Source organism: Pantoea sp. R13S299, from assembly GCF_048515925.1.
Lineage (GTDB): Bacteria > Pseudomonadota > Gammaproteobacteria > Enterobacterales > Enterobacteriaceae > Pantoea.
The window spans coordinates 572,435-599,081 of record NZ_JBLYEF010000002.1; the positions used below are offsets into that span (position 1 = coordinate 572,435).

Genomic DNA, 26,647 nt, shown 5'->3' on the forward strand with positions numbered 1-26,647 from the left:
GGATTACTCAGCGCTGACAACGACCGTACCCAGTTCGGGATGGGTAAAGCTGGCGATATGGTCCAGACGTAATTCGCGATGTTCACCAGAAAGATCGATAGCCAGATATTCCACATTCTTGCGTGAAAAGATCTCTTTGGCCTTTGCCTTGAGCTGCTCGCCATCTTTCATTTCCAGCGACAGCATCCAGTTGTTCTGGCAGGCGAGTTCCAGATTATCGTAATCATCGCAATTGATAGGTTGGTACGCTTCATTAATCAACATAGTCGCTCACCAATAAGTTAGCAGCGGCGTAGGCCGCCTGTTCCCTGACAGAAGAGTTTAGCTCAGTATTTGCGGCAACATCATTAAGTGCCTTCAATGCGCAGCCAATCGCATCCGGTATGTAACCTAAATCCCCGCTGCCGATTTCGGCATACTTCCGGCGAACTAACTCACAATAATTTTGCACGTGGCCCTCCTCGGCAGAGCGTAAATACTCTGGTTAACTGGCGACTATATCATAGGCATTTAGAGGAAATCAGCCTGTGTAAAGCAGGAACCGTGCGCGAATCACTGCTAAAGTGACAGATTCCGCTGTCTGAGGCGGAATGAATCAGAGCACAAAAGGTTAATTTGATGAACAGGTTATCGGAGGTCAACGTGGTTAAGGTGTGGGGAGCAAGCCAATGATTATGCTATCCCGTTCGGTTGAGATTCCGGAGAGTGAGATCGAGCTGACCGCAATTCGTGCTCAGGGCGCAGGCGGACAACATGTGAATAAAGCCAGCACCGCCATTCATCTGCGCTTCGATATTGCTGCCTCTTCACTGCCCGCCTTTTATAAAGAGCGGTTACTGACCGCCAGTCATCATCTGATTACTGGTGATGGCGTCGTGGTGATTAAGGCGCAGGAGTATCGTAGTCAGGATATGAATCGTGAAGCGGCGCTGCAACGTCTGGTCAATCTGATCCAGGAGCTGAGCACTGTGGAAAAAGCCCGGCGCGCCACGCGGCCGACCCGCGCCTCGAAAGAGCGTCGTCTGGACGGGAAATCTCGCCGCAGTACGACTAAATCGATGCGCGGTAAGGTGCAATAAAAAACGCCCCGCAGGCGGCTGAAGGATCCCCACTAATCGCAGCTCAGTAAATCATGACCATATTTTGGTATGAGTGGGCGAGATGATTAAGGACCTCATCTGGCAACAGCTGCCTTAAAATCAGCGAAGAATGTCTCAGGATGTTCTTCGCTAAAGTCAGGTATGAGATAACACGCCGCGACTTTATACTATTTGCCTGATATCTCAGATGTAACCCTCTATTTTCAGCATGATAACCCAGCAGCCACATCACGATTGTGCTCAGCGTTGCCAGCAGGCTCAGCACCAGTAGCCTTCCTGCTGATCGGCTGTAACTGGTGCGCAGACCCAACCCGTACCGTTCGCTTTTTTCATCACGAAAGTTCTGCTCTATCTGCATCCGGCGACTATATAGCTTCATTATTTTACGGGGTTCAAATTCAGTTGTACTGGTAAAAATCAACCAGGGTTCACGACCCGCTTCCCGCTGCTCTTTCTCTGTTTTTGCACTAAATAATCTTCCGCGAGCGCGTTTATTTTTACGCATTTTGGGAGCCTGTTTGTGAAGATAAAAATAACCATCACAACGTGACTTTTTATCGCGGGCAAGCGAGCCCGCCCCCAAACTGACCGGCTCTTTTGCTGCGGTCAGTGTTTCGCCTCTGCGCCAGCGGTCACCCTCACTGTGAAGATTAAGCAGGACAGCACCCCGAACCCGCCCGATAAAATCCCACCCCAGCATTTTTACCTGCCGAAACCAGGTATTACGGAAACCCGCATCCGTAATGATGATGACTTTTTTATCGGGGCCAATGGCATCACTGAGCGCACTGAGAAAATCAGACTGGACGACCGCATTCTGTTGCATATCGGACGCAACCACCTGACTTAGCAGAGGTATTGAGCGTCCATCACAGACGAGACTGGCCCTGAGTATATGGAAATCCTGCGTAGGATAGCCGCTCCAGTCGACCGCAATCACGCATAAAGACAGCCTGCTGGTGAGCATAGAAATAATGTTGCTGAAGATCAGCGGCACATCTTTCTGAAGGGCCTGATTTCCCAGCAACCGGTCCGCCCGTTTTATTTTGTTTTTGACCTGAGCGCCACCAGGCATAAATCGCCCGATGCTGGTCAGAGAGAGTGATGCCCCGTTAATAAGGGCAGTAGTGGCATCAAGCAAAGCATTTTGACGGTATTGGTGGAACGGCAGCAGAGAATCGCGGAAAAACTTCTGGCATACTTGATGAGCAGGCATAGAGGTGATCTCATTGAATTGTTAGCACAATCAGTAGATCACAGAACTCTATGCCTGTCTTTTTTCACCCGCACATTTCTGGGGATTCCCCAGACCCTGTGGGGGCTTTTTTTTATTTTTAATCCGGACTAATGCAACCATTCCCAGTGAAATAAATGATTATGAAATCGATTTCATTATTAAAATTAAAATACCTCTTTAGAGTTATATAATTTTCTCGGTTGTTTAGATGAAGGTTTTATTTAAGTAGAATAGAGAAATGATAATTAATTCGATAGAGTCAGGATATCTGTTATCGGCCATTTTCGAGCTAGCTTGAATTTCTTTATTTTCAAAAGAATAATGCTGAAGTGCGGCTTACGACTTAATGCGTTAAGCGAGGCGATGATTTATCATCATGCTGATAAGTATCACTAATTTTTCGTTTGACTTAAGCGGGTGTTGCAGTAAATATCGTCATTTTATTCACTGTAAAATAACGGTGCGCAATCTATACTCCTTTCTGTTGTTATAAATATTTCTGATTTTCACACAAAACTCCTTTCTTGATAGCGACATTGCGCTGCATGAGGCACCTCTGGCTATGTAAAAGAAAAAGTAAAAATAATAATACAAAACCTATTTTGTGCATCAGTCACCTGCACGCCTCACACATCAGAGCGAATAAGAATGAAGAAATTACTCGACCGTATTAATCTGCCAGCGAAGTTCCTGCTACTGGGTTCCTTTGCGCTGGTGCTGTTTATTTTACCCACCTTTCTGTTTATTCAGACGGGTAACCAGCTTATTGATACCAAGCAAGTGGAGCTATCCGGTATACCGGTAGAGAAAAAGGTCCTGAAGCTCCTCAACCTGCTTCAGCGTCACCGTGCAGAGAGCGCGATTGCCATCTCCCTTAACAAGGCTGATAACGCACCCCGTCTTGAGCTGGTCTCGCAAATAAATAGCTTATCCAGCTCGATTGCTGACGATCTGCGTAAGGATGATCAGCAGGCTCAACCGCTGAAGTCGCTGCAACGGGTGAATCAGGAGTGGAGTCAACTGCAGGATGATATCAATGGTGGCAAGCTGACGCTGGCAACCAGCCTGACGCGCCACGCTCATCTGATTCAGGTATTGCTGGACACGAATCAGGATGTGCTCGATTTCTATCAGCTGTCGCTGGATGCGGACTTAAATACCTACCAGCTTATTGTCAGCATTTATAGCCGTCTGCCGCTGCTCACTGAAACGCTGGGTCAGATTCGTGCCAATGGGACATCGCTGATCGCAAGCGGAAATATCACTGATGCCGACCGCAGCCGCCTGGCGTTCCAGATTGATAACGGCAGAACGGCACTGGCCCAGTTCAGCAGCAATCTGGACAAAGTGTTCTCGATTGAGCCGGGCCTGAAAACCACTTTCTCCGGTCTGGCTCAGGATGCCAATCAGCAGGCACAGGGCGCGCTGCAGCTGGCGGATAGTGTATTTGTTAGCGGACACGCCACTGTGGCGCCGGTTGAATATGTGCGTGTGTTTACTCAGGCGATCAATCGCTACTCGGAGCTGGGTGACCAGACCAGCACCCGGCTGCAAGAGATGATGGACGTGCAGATCGATGCGAAGCGCCAGTCACAGTATGTCCTGCTGGCAGGTTTGCTGGCCGTCGCGCTGCTGGCCGTCGCCGTCGCCGTAATGATTACCCGTTCTGTGACCCGTCCGGTGAAAGAAGCGGTTGAAGTTGCCAGTCGCGTCGCGGCAGGCGATCTGACAGCAATGCTGACCGTCTCCGGCAGTAATGAAATGGCTGAACTGCTGAATGCCCTGATGCGGATGCAGCAACGTCTTGCTCAGCTGGTTTCGGATATCAAAGGTAACGCGGCCACCATCGCCAACTCCTCGGAAGAGATTGCACGTGGTAATGGTGACCTCTCGTCACGTACTGAACAGCAGGCCGCTTCACTGGCTGAGACGGCCGCCAGTATGGAGCAGCTGGCGGCAATCATTCAGCAGAACGCGGATAACACCCGCTTTGCCTCTGACCGTGCAGAGTCCGCCACGCAGGCGGCACTCTCCAGTGGCGCAGCCATGGATTCGGTGATGGAAACCATGCACAAAATCCGTGGCAGCTCAGGGAAAATTGAAGAGATCACCTCGGTGATTGACAGCATCGCCTTCCAGACCAATATCCTGGCACTGAATGCGGCCGTTGAGGCGGCACGTGCCGGTGAGCAGGGCAAAGGTTTTGCAGTTGTCGCGTCAGAAGTGCGTGCGCTGGCACAACGTTCAGCCAGTGCAGCGAAAGAGATTAAGAGCCTGATCGAGCAGTCAGTCGGTCATGCGCAGGAAGGGATTTCTATGGCGCAGAACGCAGGCGACAAGGTGAAGCAGAGCGTCAGCGCGATTGAACAGACCTCACAGCTAATGCGCGATATCTCTGCTTCATCCGAAGAGCAGAGCAGTGGCATCTCGCAGGTTAATATCGCGGTAAACCAGATGGATCAGGTCACGCAACAGAACGCCGTACTGGTTGAAGAGTCAGCTTCCTCAGCTGATGAACTCGCCGCGCGCGCAGGGCAGTTGCGTACTATGGTCGCGGTATTCCAGACTGCATAAGTGTGTTAAAACAGCCGCCACCTGTTGGCGGCTGTTCTCTTCTGTGCGTTAGATGCCCGCTACGCCTGATGATCCTGCAGACAGGCCAGATACTTCTCTCCCGATAGCATCACCTTCTCTTTCGCCTGCTGATGAATATCCTGACCCTCAAACGCGCCATAAAGCTGTCCGAACGTCACACCGGAGAGCCGATGCATGATGTCGCCTACGGTGGCGGCTGAGAGCGGCAGCATATTCGGGTAGCTCCACATAAACGACACGCCATGCGCACCCGGCGTGACCTGAATAATATCACCCGCCAGGATAACTCCTTCACCCTCATCCCAGTGCAGCACGCTGCCGCCGGGAAAATGACCACCCAGCCGTAACAGCGTTACACCAGGCATCAGCGTTAGCGACTCGCCCTGCCAGAGCTGGATATGCGGACTCTCCCGCACAATCCATTGCCTGTCGTGCGCATGCAGATGAATGGGTGCGTTAAACGCCTCAGCCCACTCCTGCATGGTGGTGTAGTAGTGCGGATGTGAAATCGCGATAGCATCAATCCCGCCCAGTGCGGCGATCAGCGTATAAGTCGCATCATCGAGGTTGGCAATGCAGTCCCACAGCACGTTGCCATGCGGCGTACGCAGCAGAAAAGCGCGCTGGTTGATGGCAAATTCAGGCACGGTTTTAAGGCTTAACAGCGCATCGCTATGGGCCGTCCACTTATTGGCGTGGCTGGCGCGCAGTTCATCAAACGCGATCCAGCGCTGACCCGCAGCCGGAACATACTGGCGTTCATCCTCACAGATTTTACAGTGCGGATCGGGGACATCAGAGGGATAAGCGGTCCCGCAGGCAGTACATAGCATCGTCATGGTGATCTCCTTTGTTTCACACAAGCTTATGCACACCTGCGAAAACCGCACTTTCCTGAGGCTATTTTGTCACGCGACTACGGCTGGCGGCGCAGGGTAATCCGGGTCAGTTCCGAGGGACGACCCAGCCTGACCGCCATGCCTGGCCAGAGTGCCGTGCCGTTATTCACATAGAGCTGCATCCCACCGACCTGATAAAGCCCGGACACAAAACCGCCATTGGGTTTAGCAAACAGCCGGTCCAGTCCGATAATCAGGCCGCCGTGCGTATGACCTGAAAGCTGCACATCTACGCCCTGCGCCGCGTTCTGGCGGGCGTTGCGTGGCTGATGATCAAGAAGGATCACCGGCGCGTTTTCAGGTGCCTGTTCCAGCGCGCGGGCCAGATCCGGGCCGGTCGCGTTTCTTCCCGATGCTGAAACGTCCGGCAGACCGGCAATCACCAGCTTTGCGGCTCCGCGCTGGATAACGGTATGGCTGTTGAGCAGAGGCTGCAGGCCCAGCGAGGCCAGATGGGCCGTCCAGATCGCCTGATGAAAGAAATATTCGTGGTTGCCGGTGATAGCCCATACACCATCAGGGGCTGCCAGCCCGCGCAGTGGCGCGACGTCATTTCGCCGATGCTCCAGGCTTCCATCGATCACATCGCCCGTGACCACAATCAGATCGGCGTTAAGAGACATTGCACGTTCAACCATCGCGGCGGTCCATGCCGCGTTAAACAGCCGGGTAATGTGCAGATCGGTCAGCTGCAGCAGCTGATAACCCTCGAATTCAGCCGGAAGGTTGGGCAGCACCAGCGTCACCTCTTTGACCGGCGGCACCCGTATCGCCTGCTGTACGCCAAAGGCAGCCAGCGCCATTGCCAGCACCACCGCCAGATAGCGAACACCGGGAACCAGCTCCAGCGGATGCCGCAACAGCAGGGCGATCAGCAAAACCGCATCCATTAGCATCTGTAGAAGGGCCAGCAGCAGCACGGTGCTGTATGCCCAGTTAAACAGGATGATGATGATGCGGGGCATTTCAGCGGAAAAAATCCCGCCCGAGGTAAAGCGGCTTATCAGCAGATATTGTGAAGCCAGCAGCACCAGAGCGGAGAGCAGGATCTTGACGGCCAGTGGCAGGGACAACGGAATAATGACGCGCGCAATAACGTACCAGCTCGGTAAGCTGAAAATCAGGTGAAACATGGCATTTTTCCGGTAGGGCGCTGAACATCTGCGCAGACAAAAAGAGACAATCGTTGATGGAGCCGTTTTCAGGACTGTAGTGTATACGATGCTATTGCCGGCGTTGCTTCACGTCGGGTGCTTTCAGGCGCTAAAGCAGGGAGAAGGGATCAATAAAAGCATGCGGCAGGCCGTGAAAACGAAAACAGCGTGACCGGAGCACCGGCCACGCTGGCAACATTCACTTCCTGACAGGCCGGGCTAGCGTAAAACGCCCGAGGTTGTCTGCGTCTCGTCGGTGACGCGCGTCATAGAGATGGGAATGCTTTTATAAGCGGGAATGCCACTTTTGGTATCGTGGCTGTCGAGCGGCACCATCACATTGGCCTCCGGGTAGTAAGCGCCAACCGAACCTGAGGCCATATCGATAATCACGATGGTCAGGTTTTTCATCTGGCGAGAAGTAGGATTGCCATCCGGATCCAGTGCCATCAGATCGACCCGGTCACCCACCCGCAGCCCTCGTTTCTCTGCCTCTTCCGCATTAATGAACAGCACATCGCGGCGGCCTGTCACGCCCCGATAGCGGTCATTCAGCCCGTACAGCGTGGTGTTGTACTGGTCGTGACTGCGCAGAGTGGTGAGCACCAGATCATGGCACTTCAGCGAGCGGGGATCTTCATTGATGCCCTGCATCACCTTAAACTCCGCACGGCCAGATGGCGTGAGCCAGACGCGTTCTGAGGCAGCGTTATGAAGCCGGAATCCACCCGGATGTTTAATCCGCTCGTTAAAGTTTTCAAACGCCGGGAACACCGCTTCAATGGCATCGCGGATGCGGCTGTAATCGGCTGCCATGCCCGACCAGTCAACCACGCTGTATGGCAGGGTAGCCTTAGCAAGAGAGGCCACCAGCGCTGGTTCAGATTTCAGATGTGGCGACGCCGGGTCCAGCGAACCGCGTGAGGCATGCACCATCGACATTGAATCTTCAACGGTTACGCTCTGCGCACCGGTTGCCTGAACATCGGTCTCCGTACGACCCAGCACCGGCAGCAGATAGTTGTGCTTACCGAGTAACAGGTGCGAGCGGTTCAGCTTGGTCGCCATATGCACCACCAGATCCAGCTTGCGCATCGCCGGGAACGTCACCTGCGGATCGGAGATCGCCTCTGCCAGATTTCCGCCCAGACAGAGTAGCGCCTTAACTTTGCCGTCGCGCATCGCCCTGATCGCCTCAACGGCGCCGTGACCATGTTTCTGCGGCGGCCTGAAACCAAACACCTTCTCGATGCCATCCAGCAGCGATTGCGGCGGAATCTCCGTGATGCCCACCGTGCGATCGCCCTGCACATTGGAGTGACCACGTAACGGACAGATACCTGCGCCAGGCTTACCGATATTGCCGCGCATCAGCAGCAGGTTGGCGATTTGCTGCACATTCTGGGTGCCGTACTGGTGCTGGGTAATTCCCATGCCGTAACAGATGATGGTGCGCTCAGCGCTGGCGTAGAGCCGGGCGATATGCTGGATCTCTTCACGCGCCATGCCGGAGACTTTCAGGATATGCTCCCAGTCGGTACTCTCCAGATCAGCTTTCAGGGCGTCAAAACCTTCGGTGTGCTCATTGATAAACGCTTCATCGATGACGCCCGGTTTGCCATTGCTCAACGCTTCCTCATGCATGATAAGCAGGATTTTCATCACCCCTTTCAGCATCGCTGCGTCGCCGCCCACCCGCACTTTGTAATAGGTGGAAGCCAGCTCCGTAGAGCTCATCGACAGCATTTCAATCGGGCTTTGCGGTGACGTAAAGCGCTCGAGTCCGCGTTCACGCAACGGATTGATCGCCACGATAGTCGCACCGCGTTTAGAGACTTCACGCAGCGTGCCCAGCATGCGCGGATGGTTAGTCCCCGGATTGTGGCCGATGCAGAGCACCAGATCGCAGTGATCAAAATCTTCCAGCTCTACCGTGCCTTTGCCGACGCCAATCGACTCCGGCAGCCCGACGCTGGTCGGTTCGTGACACATATTTGAGCAGTCGGGGAAGTTATTGGTGCCATATTCGCGGGCGAAGAGCTGCCACAGGAATGCCGCTTCATTCGAGGCGCGACCCGAGGTGTAAAACTCCACGCTGTCCGGATCGTCATAGCTGCGCAGATGCTCACCGATCTCCCGGAACGCTGTTTCCCATTCGATAGGTTGATAGGTGTCGGTAGCGGCATCGTACTTCATCGGATGGGTCAGCCGTCCTTCGCCCTCCAGATGCAGTGCGCTGCGCTCCCACAGTTCAGTCACGGTATGAGCAGCAAAAAACTCTGGCGTGGTGCGCTTGCTGGTGGCTTCCCACGAGACAGCTTTTGCGCCGTTTTCGCAGAACTCAAAGGATGAGGCATGTTGCGGGTCGGGCCAGGCACAGCCCGGACAGTCAAAGCCCTGTGGCTGATTGACTTTGAACAGGGCAATCACATCCTGCTTCACAGACATCTGGCCGCGGATAGCATCTGCAACCGCCTTGAGTGCGCCCCAGCCACCGGCAGCACCGCCATAAGGGGCGATGCCATTTGTGCGATTTTGCTCTTTCATAATGCTCCACATTGTCTCTGTTGTTATCCGCTAAGCCTGGTACAGAAAAAGTCATCGCAGCGTGGATTCTGGCTATTATTCGGTGAAAATCTTTCTCAAAATGTTTCGGTGAGTTGGGAGGCTTGGATTTCAGGGATGAAATATGAAGGAAGTCCTGAGCGGTAGCGCGATAATAAACGAGGCGGGTGGGTTTACTCTTTAAGGTAATACTCCCCTTTGTGCACAAATCAGGAACGATATTCACGATGACGTTATTAGCTTTACAGGAGCAATGCCCGGATTAAGTATTACCACGTGAATATAACGCCACGATATTACCGTGCACTTTACTTTTCGCTCTGCGTTGCGCTGTTTTTCTCGATGCACAAAAAAGCCCACCATAAGCGGGCAAGTTTGAGTTGATAACAGGCGGCTTAAGTTTATGCGGTTTTCTGCAGTTCGCGGCGGGCTAATTCTGCAATAAATCCACTCCGTGAACCAAAGTCCTTATGTAAATCTACATAGCTATCAATCTTGTTTAACAGGTTTTGCGGCAATGTGATGTTCAGCTTCACCGCTTTTCCATCGTACTTTGATAAATCAATATCAACGAAAGCCCAGTAACCACCCTGGCAGTTTTCATCGTCGAAATGTGCCTCTACTGGCAAAGCTTTTGGTAAATTTTCGCCTTTCTCAGCCTGAAATTCAAGATGTGCATCAATTGCGCCAAACGCGTCTGCGATAGTCTCGTCGATATTATCACCGGCAAAGTAACAGCCCTTAATGTCTGGGACGAAGCCAGAGAAACCACCGCTTTCTGTTCTGTGTAGATAGATCGGAAATTTCATATCATCACCTTTAACTTCACTATTCTAATGTGTCACTTAAAAAGGGGGACACTGCAAGCGCGCCCTGGTATTACATATTTTTTAAGATGTCCTGCAGCGTGCCTTTTGCTAAATCCTTCCTCGGATGGGGAACCGTAATATGATGATCAACACCTTCTTTGACAAAAATGTGGTGGCTCCCATTCACACGATCCAAAACCCAGCCGTTTCTCTTTAATAGCTTCACTGTTCAATCAAAACCTCCTTGTTATCAACTCGGAATTAAAATACCCACTGATAACTACAATATCAAATATTTGTGGTTATCAGTGGGTATGTACACCTGAGGGTCAACAGATTTTACAGCAAAAAATATTGCATATCATGCGCTTAATGTAGTGGCATAGGAGGTCACAATAAATTCTTACCGAGGGATCTCTATTATCCCTGCCTGATGTCTGGAACAGGATGAAATTTCGGATGCCTGTTGCGCTGAAACGTTGTCGATGATGACCAGACAATAGCGTGTGAATTGGCCGACGTAATCCCATCAGCCCATAACTGAGGATGAAATATGCAATGGTGTAGTCAGGAGAGGTTTGACGTTCGCCTTGAGTGGGGAGCAGCGGCGATCAGTTACGCGGCAAAGAACGTGCAGTGCATCGTGATCGTCGATGTGATGTCATTCTCTACCTGTGTTAGCCTGGCGGTCGACAATGGGGCGCAGGTTTATCCTTACCCATGGAAAGATGCCTCTGCTGTCGGGTACGCAAACACTATCGGGGCACAGGTCGCCAGCTTCGAGAGATTATCTGACACGGGCGGTTTTAGTCTCTCGCCTGCGTCGATTAGGAAAATAGCAGAGGGCGAGAAGCTGGTGCTGCCGTCTCCCAATGGATCAGCGATTTCATTCCTGGCCCATGATGTGGATACGGACGTCACCGTATTCAGCGGTTGCTTCAGGAACCTCACGCAGACTGCAATCGCCTGCCGTGACTTTGACCGTATTCTGGTTGTCCCTTGCGGAGAGCGCTGGCCCGATGGCACGCTTCGCCCGGCTATTGAAGATTATGCTGCCGCAGGCGGGATTATCGCGGCCATCGGGCGTGACCGTTGCTCTCCGGAAGCCGAAGGCGCAGTTGCCGCCTGGCAGCAGCTTAACCTGTTATCTCTTCGCGAATGCGCTTCAGCCCTGGAGCTTCAACAGCGTGGATTTCAGGAGGATGTTGATCTCTGTCTGGAACTGGATAGTGCAATGCGGGCCTGCCAGTTGCAGGGGGGATTTTTATACATCGGGTTCGGGAAGGGGCTGAGCCTGTCAGTGCGGGTTGAACGGCCTGACAGGCTTAAACTTCGGAGATTACTTCTTCTTATTCAGCATCGACTTCAGGTCAGCAAACGGATTGTAGGTGGCTTCCCCGACATCTTTTTGTGCATCCTCGCCTGCTACCACGCGAGTGCCATACTGGTCAGCTTCGGTATATTTCGAGTGCTCGTGATCATGACAATAGAGACACAACAACTCCCAGTTACTGCCATCTTCAGGATTGTTGGTGTGGTCGTGATCGATATGGTGAACCGTCAGTTCGCGCAGGTTTGAATAAACAAACTCGCGTGAGCAGCGCCCACACACCCATGGATAGATTTTGAGTGCTTTCTCACGATAGCCGCTTTCCAGCCGCGTGTAGTTTTTGGGGATCAGAGCCATTGCCGGGATTACCTGTTATGCAGAGAAAATGTCACGAGAGTGCAGCCAATATATCCCACAACGGAACCGAAGGAAAAATGAACGTGTTCCGCAGAAATTAACGATATAAAAATCAGAGCATTAGCTGAAAAACAGCGTAGCCGTTTTCACGCCACACGCTCTCGCATATTTAGACAGATTTTCAAAGCTGGCAGACGTAATGTTTTTTTCCATACGTGAGAGCGTAGAGGGCGCGATGCCCATTCTGGCTGCAACATCAGCACTCTTTAATCCAGCATGGCTGCGCCACTCAGCTAATAAGGCCTGTAGTCGCTCTTTGCGCTCTTCAGCTTCATAAGCTGCCTGAAAATCATCTCTTTGCATGAGTCTGGCTTTCATCTCAGCCAGCGTTTTATGCGCCATCGAGCATCTCCTCAAGTCTGCGAAACGCCAAATCAATTTCTGCCATTGGCGTTTTGGTTGTTTTTTTGATGAAAATACGAAGTATGAAAATGTTTTTACCTGTCTGATAGACCCATAAACCGCGTGCTATATCGCCGCCCATTGTGCGTACCTCGAATAGGCCGTTGCCCAATGGCTTACAGTGCGGTTCTCTCAGCAAACGAGGGTTTTCTTGCAGCTTCTCAAGCAAACGTACCATCTTCGCGGCAATTTCAGCAGGCAAAGCTTCAAGCTCATCACCGGCGTCGTCATGAAACTTTACGTTGAACAACTTATCTCCTCCGTGAAATAAATAATAGCACAAATGCTAATTTAGCTTAAAGGCTAAGTTAGCATTTGTGCTATTATACATGTGGAGATAGTGTCCAATCTGGTTCAAAAAGAATCAAGCATGGGTTTGATCGTTATAGGGTCTTTCCGGCTTGCCTCGCACTTTTTATAACTACTGTTAATCCCCAGAGATTTATATGTGCCGGGCACCTGCAATGAGAATCAAACTTCTACAGCTATGATGAAATCACAAAAAACAACCAGTACTATTCGCATTAATCAATAGGATAGGGACACTAACATCACTATTTTCCGGTTTGCTTATAAATAAGCGCTAAATGTAATGCATGACGCCATAAATGGCCCAGAAACTGGCGTTTTCACCCAGATAAGTCTGGCATCCCTGATAAGCAATGGGTTAGCGACGGGAACGAATTTTTGGCAGGAAGACCAGTAAATAGAGGGCAGAGGCGATAAGTGAAACGAAGTGGATAAATATCATTGTTTTCTCCTGATTTGTGTCCTTTGTTTGAGGATAGTCAGGGCTGACCATTTTGCTCAACGCATCATCAGATTCATCTCTGCATCCATTCACGCCTGAAGCCCCGCCTATCCGCTACCCATCAAAAGTGCAACACAGAGCCATAATCAGTCAGGTTTAAGAAAAGATAACGTCAGGATGTATAGCCGGATGTTACAACCTATAATCAACGCAGTTTGTTGACCCGCAGGAATGCAGGTCTTGCACCCGCCCAAAGGAAGAGATCCCGCTGATGTTTTCTCGTTTTTTTATTTATCGTCCCGTTTTTGCGTGGGTTGTTGCCATTTTAATCATGCTACTTGGCGCGCTCTCTATCACCCAGTTACCGGTTGAACAATATCCCGATGTGGCACCACCTTCGGTGAATATCAGTGCTACTTACACCGGTGCGTCTGCGGAAACACTGGAGAACAGCGTCACTCAGGTGATCGAGCAGCAGCTGACCGGACTGGATAATCTGCTCTACTTTACCTCCAGCAGCAGCTCACAGGGGAATGTGTCGGTCACCGTGACTTTCAGTCAGGGCACCGATCCGGATACCGCTCAGGTGCAGGTACAGAACAAGGTGCAGCAGGCGCTCTCCCGCCTGCCCAGCGAGGTGCAGCAGCTTGGCGTCACGGTGACCAAATCTCAGTCGAACTTCCTGCTGGTGATGGGGCTGTATGACACCACGGGTAAAAGCAACAGCACCGATATCGGTGACTGGCTGGTCAGTAATATGCAGGAGCCCCTAGCCAGGACCGAAGGCGTCGGTGATATCCAGGTGTTCGGCGGTCAGTACGCGATGCGCATCTGGCTCGATCCCTTCAAGCTTAACGCTTATGCATTGCAGCCCTCCGACGTGTCGGCGGCGATACGCTCGCAGAACATTCAGGTCTCAGCCGGTAAAATCGGCGGCCTGCCATCGCCCGATAATCAGCAACTCACCGCCACGGTCCGAGCGCAGTCGCGACTGCAGACGCCAGAGCAGTTCCGCAACATCATCGTCAAAAGTGATAAAAGCGGTGCCATCGTGCGGGTGGGTGATGTCGCGCGGGTAGAACTGGGCGGTGAATCCTATGACATGACCACACGACTTAACGGGCATCCTGCGGCCGGGGTCGGGGTGATGCTGGCTCCGGGCGCGAATGCGCTGGCTACCGCGACGCTGGTGAAAAATAAAGTTGAAGAGTATCGCCACTCGATGCCGCAGGGCTACGAAGTGGCCTATGCGCTCGACAGCACCGACTTCATCAAAATCTCCGTTGAAGATGTGGTGATCACCCTGATCGAAGCGATCGCGCTGGTGGTGGTGGTGATGTACCTGTTCCTGCAGAACATCCGCGCGACCCTAATCCCGGCGCTGGCGGTGCCGGTCGTGCTGCTCGGCACCTTTGGTGTTCTGGCGCTGTGCGGCTACACCATCAACACTCTGACATTGTTTGCCATGGTGCTGGCCATCGGTTTGCTGGTGGATGATGCAATCGTGGTGGTTGAGAACGTCGAACGCATCATGCATGACGAAGGTTTGCCGGCGCGTGAAGCAACCGAAAAGTCGATGAAAGAGATCTCCGGCGCACTGGTGGCTATCGCACTGGTGCTCTCGGCAGTTTTTCTGCCGATGGCGTTTTTCGCCGGATCGACTGGCGTGATTTACCGGCAGTTCTCCATCACCATCATTGCGGCCATGACCTTCTCCGTGGTGGTGGCGCTGACCCTGACGCCCGCACTGTGTGGCATGCTGCTGAGGCCGACAACACCGCATCGCAAAGGCTTCTTTGGCGGTTTTAACCGCTTCTATGCCGCCACTGAGCGCCAGTATCGCCACAAAGTAGTCAGCACACTGCGTCGTCCGCTGATCATGGTGTCGCTCTATGCGGCAATGGGCGTGGTGCTGTTTGTGATGTTCACCCGCCTGCCGGGCAGCTTCCTGCCGACCGAAGATCAGGGCAGCATTATGCTTCAGGCGACTTTGCCAGCGGGCGCAACCGCCAGCCGCACGGAGGCCGTCAATCAGCAGATTGTTGACTGGTTCCTGACCGAAGAGAAACAGAATATTGATGTGGTCTTCACCATCAACGGCTTTAACTTCAGCGGTGCGGCGCAGAATGCCGGTATGGCATTTATCAAGCTTAAAAACTGGGATCAGCGACCCGGCAGTGAGAACTCCGCCGAGGCGATTGCCGGACGCGCAACTTATGCGCTGGCGTCGATTCGGGATGCGCAAATCTTTGCACTGACGCCGCCATCGGTGCCAGGTCTGGGCCAGAACAATGGCTTCACTTACGAGTTGCTGGCCAGCGGTGGCACCACGCGTGAACAACTGGGGAACCTGCGCGATCAGCTGTTACAAAGCTCAGCGCAAAGCCCGGCGCTGATCGGCGTGCGTGCGAATATTCTGCCACAGACCCCGCAGTTGCAGGTTGATATTGATACCAGCAAAGCGGTGGCACTGGGGCTGCAGCTGGATGACGTGACCGATACGCTGACCAGCGCCTGGGGTGGTGCCTACATCAATGACTTTATCGATCGGGGCCGGGTAAAGCGGGTCTATGTGCAGGGCGACGGTCAGTATCGTTCAGCACCGTCAGATCTGGATAAGTGGTATATCCGGAACAGTGAGGGCACCATGACGCCGTTCTCGGCCTTTGCCTCGACCCGCTGGACCATGGGGCCGGAAAGCCTTGACCGCTATAACGGCTCGGCCTCCTACGAAATTCAGGGTCAGAACGCCGAAGGGTTTAGCTCCGGCGATGCCATGAACACCATTGAACGGCTGGCCAATGAACTCCCGGCAGGAACCACAGGTGCGTGGAGTGGACTTTCACTGCAGGAGAAGCAGGCGGGTGGCCAGTCAACCACGCTCTATGCGATCTCTATTCTGGTGGTTTTCCTCTGTCTGGCTGCGCTCTATGAGAGCTGGTCCGTGCCATTCTCCGTATTGCTGGCGGTGCCGCTCGGCGTGCTGGGTACCGTGCTGGCAGTGGCGCTGCGGGGATTGAGTAACGATATCTACTTCCAGGTGGCGTTGCTGACCACCGTCGGGCTGACCTCCAAAAACGCGATTCTGATTATCGAGTTTGCCGAGGATGCAGTGCGTCAGGGCAGTTCACTGAGTGCTGCTGCATTGCAGGCGGCGCGAACCCGTCTGCGGCCGATCATGATGACGTCACTGGCCTTTATTGCAGGTGTGATCCCGCTGGCGGTGGCGACCGGCGCCGGTGCTAACAGCCGCATCGCCATCGGTACAGGCATCATCGGCGGCACGCTGGCAGGCACCGTCCTGGCGTTGTTCTTTGTTCCGCTGTTCTTTGTACTGGTGAAGCACTATCTGACCCGTCATCGCAAAGGCCAGTAACGCAGACAGCCCGCCTGCAGTTTCCTGCAGGCGGGCTGGATTCAATGATCAGCAGAAGATTACAGATGCTGTTTAAAGAAGGCGGTCAGCTTCGCGAACGGGATCAGGTCAGTGCGATCATAAAGGTCGACATGGCCCGCACCAGGCACGATATACAGCTCTTTGGGTTGAGCCGCGCGCTGGAACGCATCTTCACTGAACTCGCGTGAGTGCGCTTTATCACCGGTGATGAAGAGCACCGGGCGCGGAGAGAGGGTCTCAATATCATTGAACGGATAGAAGTTCATGAACTTCACGTTGCTGGTAAGCGTCGGGTGCGTGGTCAGTGCAGCTGACGAGCTTTTCGGGGTGAACTCACCGCGAGGCGTCCGGTAAAAATCGTAAAACTCTTTAGCCACGGCTGGTGAATCAGCATCAATTTTATGTGGCGTACCGCCGGTGTATTCGGTTTTACCCCCGGTAAATTCCACATAACGTTGCTGTGCTGCGGCTTCAATGATCTGTTTACGCTGCGCCAGCGTCTGGCTCTTATTCAGCGCATTGCGGTTGGCCGAACCCATGTCATACATGCTGACGGTCGCAATCGCCTTCATGCGGGGATCGATCTTCGCAGCGCTGATGACGAAACTGCCACTGCCACAGATACCCAGTACACCAATCCGATTGCGGTCAACAAAGTCGCGGGTTCCCAGATAATCCACTGCGGCGCTGAAGTCTTCGGCATAGATATCCGGAGAAACCGCGTTGCGCGGCTGGCCTTCACTTTCGCCCCAGAATGAAAGATCGATTGCGAGAGTCACAAAGCCCTGCTCCGCCATTTTCTGCGCATAGAGGCTGGCGCTCTGCTCTTTGACTGCACCCATCGGATGACCCACCACAATCGCTGGCAGGCGTGCCGTTTTACTGGCCTCTTTGGGTCTGTACAGCGTGCCAGTGACACCCATCTGATACTGATTTTTAAAGGTGACTTTCTCGCGGGTCACTTTATCGCTCTGATAAAAATTATCAGCGCCGCGCGATATATCGGCAGCGCTGGCCGCAAATGAACTGATCAACAGTCCAAACATCAGGGTTAATGCTCTCATGAGAGGATCCTTATCGGGTTTGACGAGGTGTGGGCAACGGGTTGCCCGGTTAAACAACGAACCTGTTATCAGGCAGCACTTTCTTTGCGGGCGGTGATCCTCGCCAGTGCGGCGGCAGCGAACAGTAATGTGGCGCTGATGGCAAAAGTGGTCTGCCAGCCTGCATGGTCAAAGGCCAGGCCACCCAGCGTCGATCCCAGAGCAATCGACAGCTGGACGATGGCAACCATTAAGCCGCCGCCGGTCTCCGCGTTATCCGGGAAGGATCTGGCGACCCAGGCCCACCATCCGGTGGGTGCCGCTGTAGCCACCAGTCCCCAGATGCCCAGCAACGGTGCCACCAGCCACAGCTGATGACCGAACATCATGAGCAGCACCGCGACGACCGCCATGATCAGCGGGATAATCATCAGGGTGAGATAGAATCCACGCTGCAGAACAACCCCGACAATCAGTGTTCCGACAAAGCCAGCGACGCCAATAGTCAGCAGCACCAGCGACAACGCAGAAACGTCCACCTGTGTCACGGTTTCCAGAAACGGGCGGAGGTAGGTAAACAGGGTGAATTGCCCCATAAAGAGCAGGCCGCAGGCGGTCAGGCCCACCGTCACCAGTGGCGAACGCAGTAGCTGCAGGAGCTTTGTGTTGCGCTGCTGTGTCTTATCCACCGGCATCGATGGCAGCGTGAAGCCTTGCCAGAGCAGGGCGATTAACGCCACCGGCACCAGGCTGAAAAAAGCCCCGCGCCAGCCAAAGACCGAGCCGAGATAGCTGCCCAGCGGTGCCGCGATAACGGTCGCCAGCGCATTTCCGCCGTTGAAAACAGCCAGCGCGCGCGGCACCTGATCAGTGGGGACCAGCCGGATAGCCACCGAGACTGACATCGACCAGAACCCGCCAATCACCACGCCAATCAGTGCCCGGCCCGTCATATAAGTCAGATAGCTGGAAGCCATCGCCACCATCAATCCGGACATCGCCATCAGCAGCGTTAGCGTCAGCAACAGAATTTTGCGGTCGAGATTCCCCGCGATGCGGGTTATCGAGAGGCTGGTGATCACTGCGAGCGCGCCAGATATGGCGATGCCCTGTCCGGCCAGACCTTCGCTGACGGCCAGATCACGGGATAACGGCGATAACAGGCTGACCGGCATAAATTCAGAGGCGATCAGCGTGAAGACACAAAGCGTCATTGCCCAGACGCCACCCCAGTGAGCTTCTTTATGTTGTGGGGAATAGGCCGTTGTTTCGGTGGAAGCCATGTTCTGTCCTGTTTCATTGTTAGGTGCTGATGAACTCAGGAAATTCTACTGTTTCGCTTTATATTGACTAGCTAATGAATCCTTAATGGGGTTATAACCATGGCTTATTAATCTATCGGCGGGAGTGCAGCATGAAACGTAATATGAATGACCTGCAGGCGTTTATTACCGTAGCGCGAGAGGGCAGCTTTACCCGCGCGGCGGCGCTGCTGGGCGTGACGCAGCCCGCGCTGAGTCAGACCATTACTGCGCTGGAAAACCGGATGGAGATTCGGTTGCTGACCCGCACGACGCGTAACGTCTCGCCGACCGCGGCGGGTGAGCGACTGATCGAGGCGATTGGCAATCGATTCGATGAAATTGAGGCGGAACTGGATATGCTGACTGCGATGCGGGACAAGCCCGCCGGCACAGTCCGCATCACCTGTGGCCCGCATATTCTGAGTTCGCTCCTGATGCCAAAACTGATGCCACTGCTGGCGGCTTATCCCGATATCCGTCTCGAATTTGATGCCAGTCATGGCTTACGTAACATCGTGGCCGATCGGTTTGATGCGGGAGTCAGGATGGGGGATACCATTGATAAAGATATGGTGGCGATGCCGATAACCCCGCCATTACGGATGGCCGCGGTCGCTTCGCCAGATTACTTTCGTCGTCATGCCGCGCCGCAGGATCCGCACGACCTGCTGCAGCACAACTGCATCAATATGCGACAGGCGACGGCAGGAGGATTGTATGTCTGGGATTTTGATGGAGAAGAGGGGCCGTTAAATGTGCGGGTGGATGGACAGCTGACGTTCAATACCTCGGCACACATTGCAGAAGCGGCTATTGCCGGGCTGGGAATCGCTTTTCTGCCTGAACAGGAAGTTGCAGAAGGGCTGGAGCAGGGCACGCTGATCCGGGTGCTGGAGCGCTGGTGTGAGCCATTCCCCGGTTACTATCTCTATTATCCCAGCCGCAAGCAGCATTCACCGGCTTTTAACCTGGTCAGAGAGGCGTTAAGGCTAAAAGAGGGGGAATGATGAACAGATTCTGAGTGTTGACGGAAGAGATGCCACTCCATGGCGTAAAACGTCCTAAAGCGCTTTATTCAGAATTACTTAGAAGGACGTCGACTAATCTTGCCCCCTTTCCGACCGGCTTCCCTGGCTTTCTCATGATCGTTTTTGAAATTGCCCCCACTGACTTTGCCTCCTGCACTGCCAGCTTCACTCGCCCGTTCTGGATCGTTGGCAAAATTGCCGGCACCGCCTCTGTACTTCTGTTGTGTCATAGGAAGACCTCATATCAATGTTCCATTAGATAAAAAGGACTAGCTAGTCACACCGGCAAGCATAGTCGCCCGCTTCGTTTATGCAAATGCACAGCCTGAAATTATTGATAAACCTGAGGTTAACCTTGCGCAGGGATTTAGCGTCGGCAGGGCGATAGCTGGCAGCCGCTGGAAGAGAAACTCACCTTCGCCGCACAGGATAAACAGCAGGAAGCGACGGGAGCAATGGGCTACGGTTCCGGCGATACGCTGCCAGATTTACGTGACCTGCCCGCCGAAGCGCGGGAGCGCTGCGAACAGCACTGGCAGCTGAGGGACAGGTAAATTTCGGGCGCAGCATAGGATCGTGTGTGTCGATCATCATCAATCCGTATGGTAATCATCAGTCACTAACACAGCATTACATCTGCCCGTCAGAATCCTGTCCTGTATTATTTTATGCTACGAAAATGTAACAAACTCATCCATTAAACCAACTGCAGCAATTGCTAAAGGTTTTCCCGCTAGTGGCGATAACCCAATGGCGTTGAGCGCGCCGATCAATGATGAACCCGGCACTCAGCGACGAGTTCTGAACGCGAACGGACCTGCATTTAGCCCTCCTTCTACACACCAGAAAGCGCGAATTTAAGCGCAAATAACTCAAATAAAAGCGAAAATAATAATATGTCGATCATTAAGACGATCAAAAGACGCCTGCCTGTTGCCCGTCTTAGGCGTAGCAGCCAGCCAGCGAATGGCACCTGGGATTGTCGTGCGCTGCCCGATTCACTCTCCTCTATTGGTTTAAGCTCGCGGGCGGGCGGGATCCTGATGACGTTTGTTCCGCCTGAAGCCGATTTTCAGCGGGTCAGCCAGGCCTGGCAGCGCTTTAACACTAGCGACCTGACGGTGCTGACGCTCTCTTCCAACGGCGCACTGAGCAGCAGCCGATCGCAAAGCACTTACTGTGATGGCAATGGCCCGGAAGGAAGTTATCTCTGGCTGCCCGACACGCTGATCGCCAGTCATGAGACGCACATTGTCGATCTGCATGTCGCCGATACGCAGACTGCCAGCCAGCGCATCACCGCCATCCAGCAGGAGCTGGCGCGGTTGCAGGTGCGGATGCCGCTCTCGGCGGATCGTACTTTTGCGATGATTTACTGCGACGGGTTGTCGGCGTCAGAGGGCTTTCTGATGCAGGCCTGGTACAACTGCGGGCGTTTTCCGTGCCTGGCGATTGGGGGGTCAGCGGGCGGTAAAATCACCTTTGATGGCACCTGGATCGGTACCGGTGGCAAGGTGCTGCAGGGCAAAGCTGTCATCGTGTTCTGCCAGATGGCCCCCGGAAAATCCTTTGCTCCGTTTAAAAGCCAGAACTTTACGCCACGCGATCAGAGCTGGCTGATTGCCGAAGCCGATCCGGTTGCGCGCACCGTCACCTCGGTGTTTAACCGCCAGGGACAGCAGCAGCCGTTTGTCGCGTCGCTGTGTGAACACCTTAACTGCACTGAAGCGCAGCTGACCGAACGACTGAAGGGGTTAACCTTCGGCGTTAAAGTCGGCGAGGAGTACTTCATTCGCTCGATCGCCAAAATTGAATCGGGTGGCGTGCAGTTTTTCTGTGACCTCGAGTTTGGTGACCGGCTGTTCCTGATGCAGGAGAAAGACTTCAAACAGGCCACGCAGCAGGAGTGGCAGGCTTTTACCGCTCAGCATGGCAAACCGGCCGCGATTCTGATGAACGACTGTATCCTGCGTCGTGTCGGTAATGCCGATAAGCTGCACAATGCTCACTTCTTTAAAGGTATCGCCGCCGCCGGTTTCTCAAGCTTTGGTGAGATCCTGGGCGTGCCAATCAATCAGACGCTTTCGGCGCTGGTGTTCTTTAATCATGACGTCAAAGCGATGAGCCAGTTCCCGGTGGAGTATGCCGGTTACGCAGCACATTACGCGCAGCGTGCGTTACGCCGCTGGGAAGCGCTGAACAGCATTCAGACGCGGGTGCTGGATCGGGTGATCAATTATCAGCAGGCACTGACGCCGCTGATGGAAGCACTGCCGGTGCTGGAAACGGCCACCCAAAGCCAGGGCGAAACGCTGAGCCTGGCAGAAAGCAGCATCCGTAACATCAGCAACATCGCCACCGAGAGTCAGCAGGCGCAGGGGCGACTGGATGACGGACTGGACGACCTGGAGAAAATCTCTAACGGCATCAATGAGATTACGCATGGCATCAGCAATATTGCTTTCCAGACCAACATTCTGGCGCTGAATGCCGCAGTAGAAGCGGCACGCGCAGGCGAAGCTGGCCGTGGATTTGCCGTGGTCGCGGGCGAAGTTCGTCGTCTGGCGCACTCGTCGAAAGAGCAGGCCGAAGCCACAGCCAGCAACATCGGTGAGGCGGTCAGCACCATCTCTCGTATTCGCCTTGTGGCCAGTGACTCGGCACAGACCGCCGCGCAAATGGCAGAGCGCAGTATCAGTGCAGCCGATACGCTGGCGGCGATGAATCAGCAGACGCGACATGAGCGGGCCGACATTGCGAAGCACCTCGGCAGCCTGCGTGAACTGACGCAGGGAATGGACGCCATGCAGGAAGCCGTCGCACAGCTCAAGGTGTTACAAACTCTTTCTGGTGCGCAGGTTAAAGGCTGAATTATCTGAATAAAAGACAAAAAAGTGCGGTGTAAGCGCAACGGCCAGGCAAGGCCGGCTTTCAGTTGTTACACTTGTCCGTGATTAATCACGCAGAGGTATGAATGAAAATTAAAAGTTATGCAGCCATGCAGGCTGGCCAGGCCCTTGAACTCTATGAGTACGATGCCGCCGAACTGGCAGCCGAAGAAGTCGAAGTCCAGGTTGAATATTGTGGCGTCTGCCACTCAGACCTGTCGATGATCGACAACGAATGGGGCATCTCTCAGTTCCCGGTGATTGCAGGACATGAAGTGATTGGCCGGGTCTCCGCCCTGGGCGAAGCGGCTAAGAACAAAGGCCTCTCAGTCGGCCAGCATGTAGGTATCGGCTGGACAGCCAAAAGCTGTCAGCACTGCGATGCCTGTATCAACGGTGAGCAGGTTAACTGCCAGCAGGGCAGCATCCCGACCATCATGAATAAAGGTGGTTTTGCCGAGAAGCTGCGCGCCGACTGGCAGTGGGTTATCCCGCTGCCGGAGAAACTGGATGTGGCCAGCGCCGGTCCGCTGCTGTGCGGGGGTATCACCGTATTTAAACCACTGCTGATGAGCAACATCACGGCGACCAGCCGTGTGGGTGTGATTGGTATCGGCGGTCTGGGTCACATCGCGATCAAAATCCTGCACGCGATGGGTGCGGAAGTCGTGGCGTTCAGCTCAACCCCGGATAAGAAGCAGTCGATCCTGGATATGGGTGCGGATGAAGTGGTTAACAGCCGCGATCCTGAAGCTCTGAAGAAACAGGCGGGTCGTTTTGATCTGATCCTGAGCACTGTGGCAGTCGATCTGGACTGGAAACCTTATTTCGCGGCGCTGGCTCCTCAGGGTAAATTCCACACCGTGGGTGCAGTGATGAAGCCGATTGAAGTGAGTGCATTTGATCTGATTCTGGGCGACAAAGCGGTAACCGGTTCATCCACCGGCTCACCAGGCCAGCTGCGCTCGCTGCTGCGTCTCGCTTCCCGTGCGGATATCGCCCCACAGGTTGAGTTCTTCCCGATGTCAGACATCAATAAAGCGCTGGATCACGTCCGCGCCGGTAAAGCCAATTACCGTGTGGTACTGAAAGCCGATTTCTGATGCGAATCTGAAATGACATGCCGCAGCCTGCTGCGGCATTTTTTTGTCTTTAATTTGTCAGCAGTGGCGTAAAGTCTCTGGCCGCTGAAAGAGATCTCACTTCACAGACCCATCAGTCAGGATCATTGCCGGGTAAGTAATAGGGTACATAGGTATAAACAGTCGTCAGGCGGGAGAAGGCATTAACATAATCTGTTTTGCCGTGGCAAAAGAAATGGATTTGGATCTCGGTACTCGTGATTTCGTGCTGGCACAGAAATTCCGTGCTTGCTTGTCGCCATTTGCGGATCTATGGGCCGGGTGACCATACCTGTTAAGGCCTGAGTTGCCTCAATAACTAAGCTCTGAACAAACTCAGCACCGATTTTCTGGCTCTCTCCCTCTGAATGCCCAGACATACGAGCCATGTCGAGCTGGCGGGATTTGATTTGGTGCAGTGAAACATAAGCTGTTTCAGAAAGATAAAATAGACTGAGGCATTTAATTCCCTTTTTCAGGTTGTTGCATTCAATCTCCTTAATGCTTCTTCCGGCGTCATTTTGCGATTAATGGAAGCTACTAATTAGCAATTTTAAGTTACCTGACCTTAAAATTGCGGGCAGCAAATTTATGATGAATTTGTACCCTTATTTACTCCAGAGTTACCTCAGTTTGGCCCGATTTCATCGAACACTGTCCTCTGAGCCTGTCACGAGCTGGCAGCAGACTACCGTAAAGTGAACCTCATGGTAGCCAGTAAATCTGGCTGATGTTAATGAGACTTTTCACGGAGCTAAAATGAAGCTGACCCAGATTCGTAATGCCACACTGGTACTGGACTATGCAGGCAAAAAATTTCTGATCGATCCCATGCTGGCCGAAAAAGAGGCCTGGCCAGGCTTTGCCGGGAATGCGCGTCCCCACCTGCGCAATCCAATGGTTGAGCTGCCTGTCCCGGTCGCTTCACTGCTGGACGTCGATGCAGTGATTGTTACTCACACACATAGGGATCACTGGGATGAGGCAGCACAGCAGGTAGTGCCGAAGACGATTATGATCTACAGCCAGCACGAAGCTGATGCCGCGCTGATTCGGTCGCAGGGCTTTGAAAACGTTCGGGTGCTGCAGGATGAGAATCAGTTTGTTGACGGCCTGACGATCTATAAAACTGAGGGTCAGCACGGCAGCAATGCGTTGTATGCCGACAAGGTGATGGGCGATCTTCTTGGTGATGCCTGTGGCCTGGTCTTTACGCATCCATCAGAAAAAACGCTCTATATTGCTGGCGATACCGTATGGGTTAAGCCCTATGTCAGAACGCTGCAACGTTTTCAGCCGCAGGTCGTGGTGATGAACACTGGCAATGCCACCAACGATCTCTATGGCCCGATTATCATGGGAAAAGAAGATACGTTGCAGACGTTAAAAATCCTGCCGGAAGCGACGCTGGTTTCCTCACACATGGAGGCGATCAACCACTGTTTACTGACGCGTGCTGAGCTGCGTGCTTACACGCTGGAACAGGGTATTGCTGACCAGGTGCTGATCCCGGAAGATGGTGAAACAATGACGTTCTGAGCGTTATGGCATTAAACCCGACCATTTGCGCAGTAGATTCTCAATCATACGTTTTCACAGAATAAGGTAAGAAGATGGCTGCTCTGAGAGTCGCTGTGCTGGCAACGGCCGGTTTTAGTCCGTTTCATTTTTCCGTTCCCTGCATTTTGTTCGGCTCGGCTCTGCCACAGCCGGATTTGTTTCATGTTGATATCTGCGCCGAGAAACCTGGCCCGGTGATTTCAGAACTGGGGTTGTCAATCATGGTGGAGCAGGGTCCTGAACCGCTGGATAAGGCAGACATTATTATCGTTCCTTACTGGCATAATCCGGCTGAAAAACCGGCGCAGGCGCTGCTTAATAAGCTGGTCGCGGCCTGGCAGCGCGGTGCGGAAGTAGTAGGGCTTTGTCTGGGCACTTACGTACTGGCTTATGCCGGTCTCCTCGACCAGCATCGGGCGGCCACCCACTGGGAATTTGAGCGTGACTTCAGCGAGCGCTTTCCGCAGGTTCACCTCGACAGTAATGCCCTATATACCCGTGACGATCGGCTGATTACTTCTGCCGGCACTGCCGCGGGTATCGACTGCTGTCTGGACATCATCCGTCAGCACTATGGCAGCGCCATTGCTAATCGGGTTGCCAGACGCATGGTGGTGCCGCCTTACCGTGAAGGCGGTCAGGCGCAGTTCATTGAGCGGCCGGTTCCGGAAAACACGCGTGACGGTAAGATCAATGCGCTGCTGGCATCACTGCGGGAAAATCTGCATCAGCCGCAGGATCTGGACTCACTCGCGCGCACGCTCAGCATGAGCCGCCGCACGCTGACACGTCATTTTCACAAGGCGACGGGCATGTCACTGGGAGAGTGGCTGACGGCTGAACGTCTGCAACGCAGCCAGGTTTTACTGGAAACAACCGGTATCAGTATTGAAGGGGTGGCAGAAAAGGCGGGCTTTGATTCGCCGGTTTCCTTTCGTCAGCGTTTTAAATCCCGGTTTGGCGTTTCTCCCAGCGAGTGGCGCCGGACGTTTCGTGGTCCAGCCGGTGGTGAGTGATGAGAAAGGAGGATAAGTGTCAGGCCCGGAT

General features: G+C 53.6%; 22 protein-coding genes and 1 pseudogene. 9 read left to right on the forward strand and 14 right to left on the reverse strand.

Annotation, left to right across the window (positions count from 1 at the left end; translation table 11 throughout):
* Positions 1-3: 3 nt before the first annotated feature.
* On the reverse strand, positions 4-264 hold the full coding sequence (rof, locus tag ACN1CO_RS13530) for a Rho-binding antiterminator (RefSeq protein WP_010254167.1): 261 nt from the start codon (positions 262-264) through the stop codon (positions 4-6).
* Complete coding sequence (locus ACN1CO_RS13535; RefSeq protein ID WP_283546187.1) at positions 254-451, reverse strand: YaeP family protein; 198 nt, start codon at positions 449-451, stop codon at positions 254-256. Before ACN1CO_RS13535 ends, rof begins: the two co-directional genes overlap by 11 nt.
* A gap of 217 nt (positions 452-668) precedes the next feature.
* Between ACN1CO_RS13535 and arfB the strand changes: the two genes are divergently transcribed.
* A complete protein-coding gene (gene arfB / locus ACN1CO_RS13540) occupies positions 669-1,079 on the forward strand; it encodes an alternative ribosome rescue aminoacyl-tRNA hydrolase ArfB (protein ID WP_419139352.1) in 411 nt (136 codons plus the stop codon).
* 43 nt (positions 1,080-1,122) lie between these two features.
* On the opposite strand, the gene ACN1CO_RS13545 is transcribed toward arfB, so the two are convergent.
* Positions 1,123-2,316, reverse strand: a complete 1,194-nt coding sequence (locus tag ACN1CO_RS13545; protein ID WP_419139353.1) for an IS4 family transposase — start codon at positions 2,314-2,316, stop codon at positions 1,123-1,125.
* Positions 2,317-2,985: 669 nt separating this feature from the next.
* On the opposite strand from ACN1CO_RS13545, the gene ACN1CO_RS13550 reads away from it, so the two are divergent.
* Complete coding sequence (locus tag ACN1CO_RS13550) at positions 2,986-4,911, forward strand: methyl-accepting chemotaxis protein (protein WP_419139354.1); 1,926 nt, start codon at positions 2,986-2,988, stop codon at positions 4,909-4,911.
* Positions 4,912-4,970: 59 nt separating this feature from the next.
* Here ACN1CO_RS13550 and ACN1CO_RS13555 read toward each other — a convergent pair whose 3' ends face one another.
* From ACN1CO_RS13555 to ACN1CO_RS13575, 5 genes are all read right to left on the reverse strand, one after another.
* Positions 4,971-5,771, reverse strand: coding sequence for an MBL fold metallo-hydrolase (locus ACN1CO_RS13555; RefSeq protein WP_419139355.1), 801 nt, complete (start codon positions 5,769-5,771; stop codon positions 4,971-4,973).
* A gap of 77 nt (positions 5,772-5,848) precedes the next feature.
* Positions 5,849-6,964: a metallophosphoesterase gene (locus ACN1CO_RS13560; protein ID WP_419139356.1), complete on the reverse strand. Its 1,116-nt coding sequence runs from the start codon at positions 6,962-6,964 to the stop codon at positions 5,849-5,851.
* Between the two features lie 240 nt (positions 6,965-7,204).
* Positions 7,205-9,532 carry an FdhF/YdeP family oxidoreductase gene (locus ACN1CO_RS13565; protein ID WP_419139357.1) on the reverse strand — a complete coding sequence of 776 codons (2,328 nt, stop codon included), beginning with the start codon at positions 9,530-9,532 and terminating at the stop codon, positions 7,205-7,207.
* A gap of 419 nt (positions 9,533-9,951) precedes the next feature.
* On the reverse strand, positions 9,952-10,359 hold the full coding sequence (locus tag ACN1CO_RS13570) for a type II toxin-antitoxin system HicB family antitoxin (RefSeq protein WP_419139358.1): 408 nt from the start codon (positions 10,357-10,359) through the stop codon (positions 9,952-9,954).
* A 70-nt stretch (positions 10,360-10,429) separates the two neighbouring features.
* Complete coding sequence (locus tag ACN1CO_RS13575; RefSeq protein WP_337016104.1) at positions 10,430-10,585, reverse strand: type II toxin-antitoxin system HicA family toxin; 156 nt, start codon at positions 10,583-10,585, stop codon at positions 10,430-10,432.
* Positions 10,586-11,017: 432 nt separating this feature from the next.
* Between ACN1CO_RS13575 and ACN1CO_RS13580 the strand changes: the two are divergent.
* Positions 11,018-11,533 (forward strand): annotated as a pseudogene (locus tag ACN1CO_RS13580) (2-phosphosulfolactate phosphatase); the annotation flags it as partial.
* A gap of 165 nt (positions 11,534-11,698) precedes the next feature.
* Here the strand turns inward: ACN1CO_RS13580 and yajD are convergent.
* From yajD to ACN1CO_RS13595, 3 genes are all read right to left on the reverse strand, one after another.
* Entirely contained in the window at positions 11,699-12,046 is a 348-nt protein-coding gene (gene yajD / locus ACN1CO_RS13585) for an HNH nuclease YajD (protein ID WP_003850685.1), read from the reverse strand.
* Between the two features lie 120 nt (positions 12,047-12,166).
* The gene (locus tag ACN1CO_RS13590) at positions 12,167-12,448 is read right to left on the reverse strand and encodes a helix-turn-helix domain-containing protein (RefSeq protein WP_419139359.1); all 282 of its coding nucleotides are present in this window, start codon (positions 12,446-12,448) and stop codon (positions 12,167-12,169) included.
* On the reverse strand, positions 12,438-12,758 hold the full coding sequence (locus ACN1CO_RS13595) for a type II toxin-antitoxin system RelE/ParE family toxin (RefSeq protein WP_419139360.1): 321 nt from the start codon (positions 12,756-12,758) through the stop codon (positions 12,438-12,440). The genes ACN1CO_RS13590 and ACN1CO_RS13595 overlap by 11 nt, the downstream gene beginning before the upstream one ends.
* Positions 12,759-13,530: 772 nt before the next feature.
* Between ACN1CO_RS13595 and ACN1CO_RS13600 the strand changes: the two genes are divergently transcribed.
* Positions 13,531-16,635, forward strand: coding sequence for an efflux RND transporter permease subunit (locus ACN1CO_RS13600; RefSeq protein ID WP_419139361.1), 3,105 nt, complete (start codon positions 13,531-13,533; stop codon positions 16,633-16,635).
* A 59-nt stretch (positions 16,636-16,694) separates the two neighbouring features.
* Here the strand turns inward: ACN1CO_RS13600 and ACN1CO_RS13605 are convergent, their stop codons facing one another.
* A complete protein-coding gene (locus ACN1CO_RS13605; RefSeq protein WP_419139362.1) occupies positions 16,695-17,720 on the reverse strand; it encodes an alpha/beta hydrolase in 1,026 nt (341 codons plus the stop codon).
* Positions 17,721-17,788: 68 nt separating this feature from the next.
* Positions 17,789-18,982: an MFS transporter gene (locus ACN1CO_RS13610; RefSeq protein ID WP_419139363.1), complete on the reverse strand. Its 1,194-nt coding sequence runs from the start codon at positions 18,980-18,982 to the stop codon at positions 17,789-17,791.
* A 131-nt stretch (positions 18,983-19,113) separates the two neighbouring features.
* Between ACN1CO_RS13610 and ACN1CO_RS13615 the strand changes: the two genes are divergently transcribed.
* Entirely contained in the window at positions 19,114-20,010 is an 897-nt protein-coding gene (locus tag ACN1CO_RS13615) for a LysR family transcriptional regulator (protein ID WP_419139364.1), read from the forward strand.
* 74 nt (positions 20,011-20,084) lie between these two features.
* Here ACN1CO_RS13615 and ACN1CO_RS13620 read toward each other — a convergent pair whose 3' ends face one another.
* Positions 20,085-20,261 carry a general stress protein gene (locus tag ACN1CO_RS13620; RefSeq protein WP_009093122.1) on the reverse strand — a complete coding sequence of 59 codons (177 nt, stop codon included), beginning with the start codon at positions 20,259-20,261 and terminating at the stop codon, positions 20,085-20,087.
* A gap of 666 nt (positions 20,262-20,927) precedes the next feature.
* On the opposite strand from ACN1CO_RS13620, the gene ACN1CO_RS13625 reads away from it, so the two are divergent.
* The 4 genes from ACN1CO_RS13625 to ACN1CO_RS13640 all read left to right on the forward strand — a co-directional run bounded on the left by ACN1CO_RS13625 (position 20,928) and on the right by ACN1CO_RS13640 (position 26,616).
* Complete coding sequence (locus ACN1CO_RS13625; RefSeq protein ID WP_419139365.1) at positions 20,928-22,901, forward strand: methyl-accepting chemotaxis protein; 1,974 nt, start codon at positions 20,928-20,930, stop codon at positions 22,899-22,901.
* Between the two features lie 104 nt (positions 22,902-23,005).
* Positions 23,006-24,022 (forward strand): NADPH-dependent aldehyde reductase Ahr, encoded by a 1,017-nt coding sequence (gene ahr, locus ACN1CO_RS13630; RefSeq protein ID WP_419139366.1) that lies wholly within the window; start codon positions 23,006-23,008, stop codon positions 24,020-24,022.
* A 777-nt stretch (positions 24,023-24,799) separates the two neighbouring features.
* Positions 24,800-25,579, forward strand: a complete 780-nt coding sequence (locus ACN1CO_RS13635; protein WP_419139367.1) for an MBL fold metallo-hydrolase — start codon at positions 24,800-24,802, stop codon at positions 25,577-25,579.
* 74 nt (positions 25,580-25,653) lie between these two features.
* Complete coding sequence (locus ACN1CO_RS13640) at positions 25,654-26,616, forward strand: GlxA family transcriptional regulator (protein WP_419139368.1); 963 nt, start codon at positions 25,654-25,656, stop codon at positions 26,614-26,616.
* The last annotated feature ends 31 nt before the right edge of the window (positions 26,617-26,647 follow it).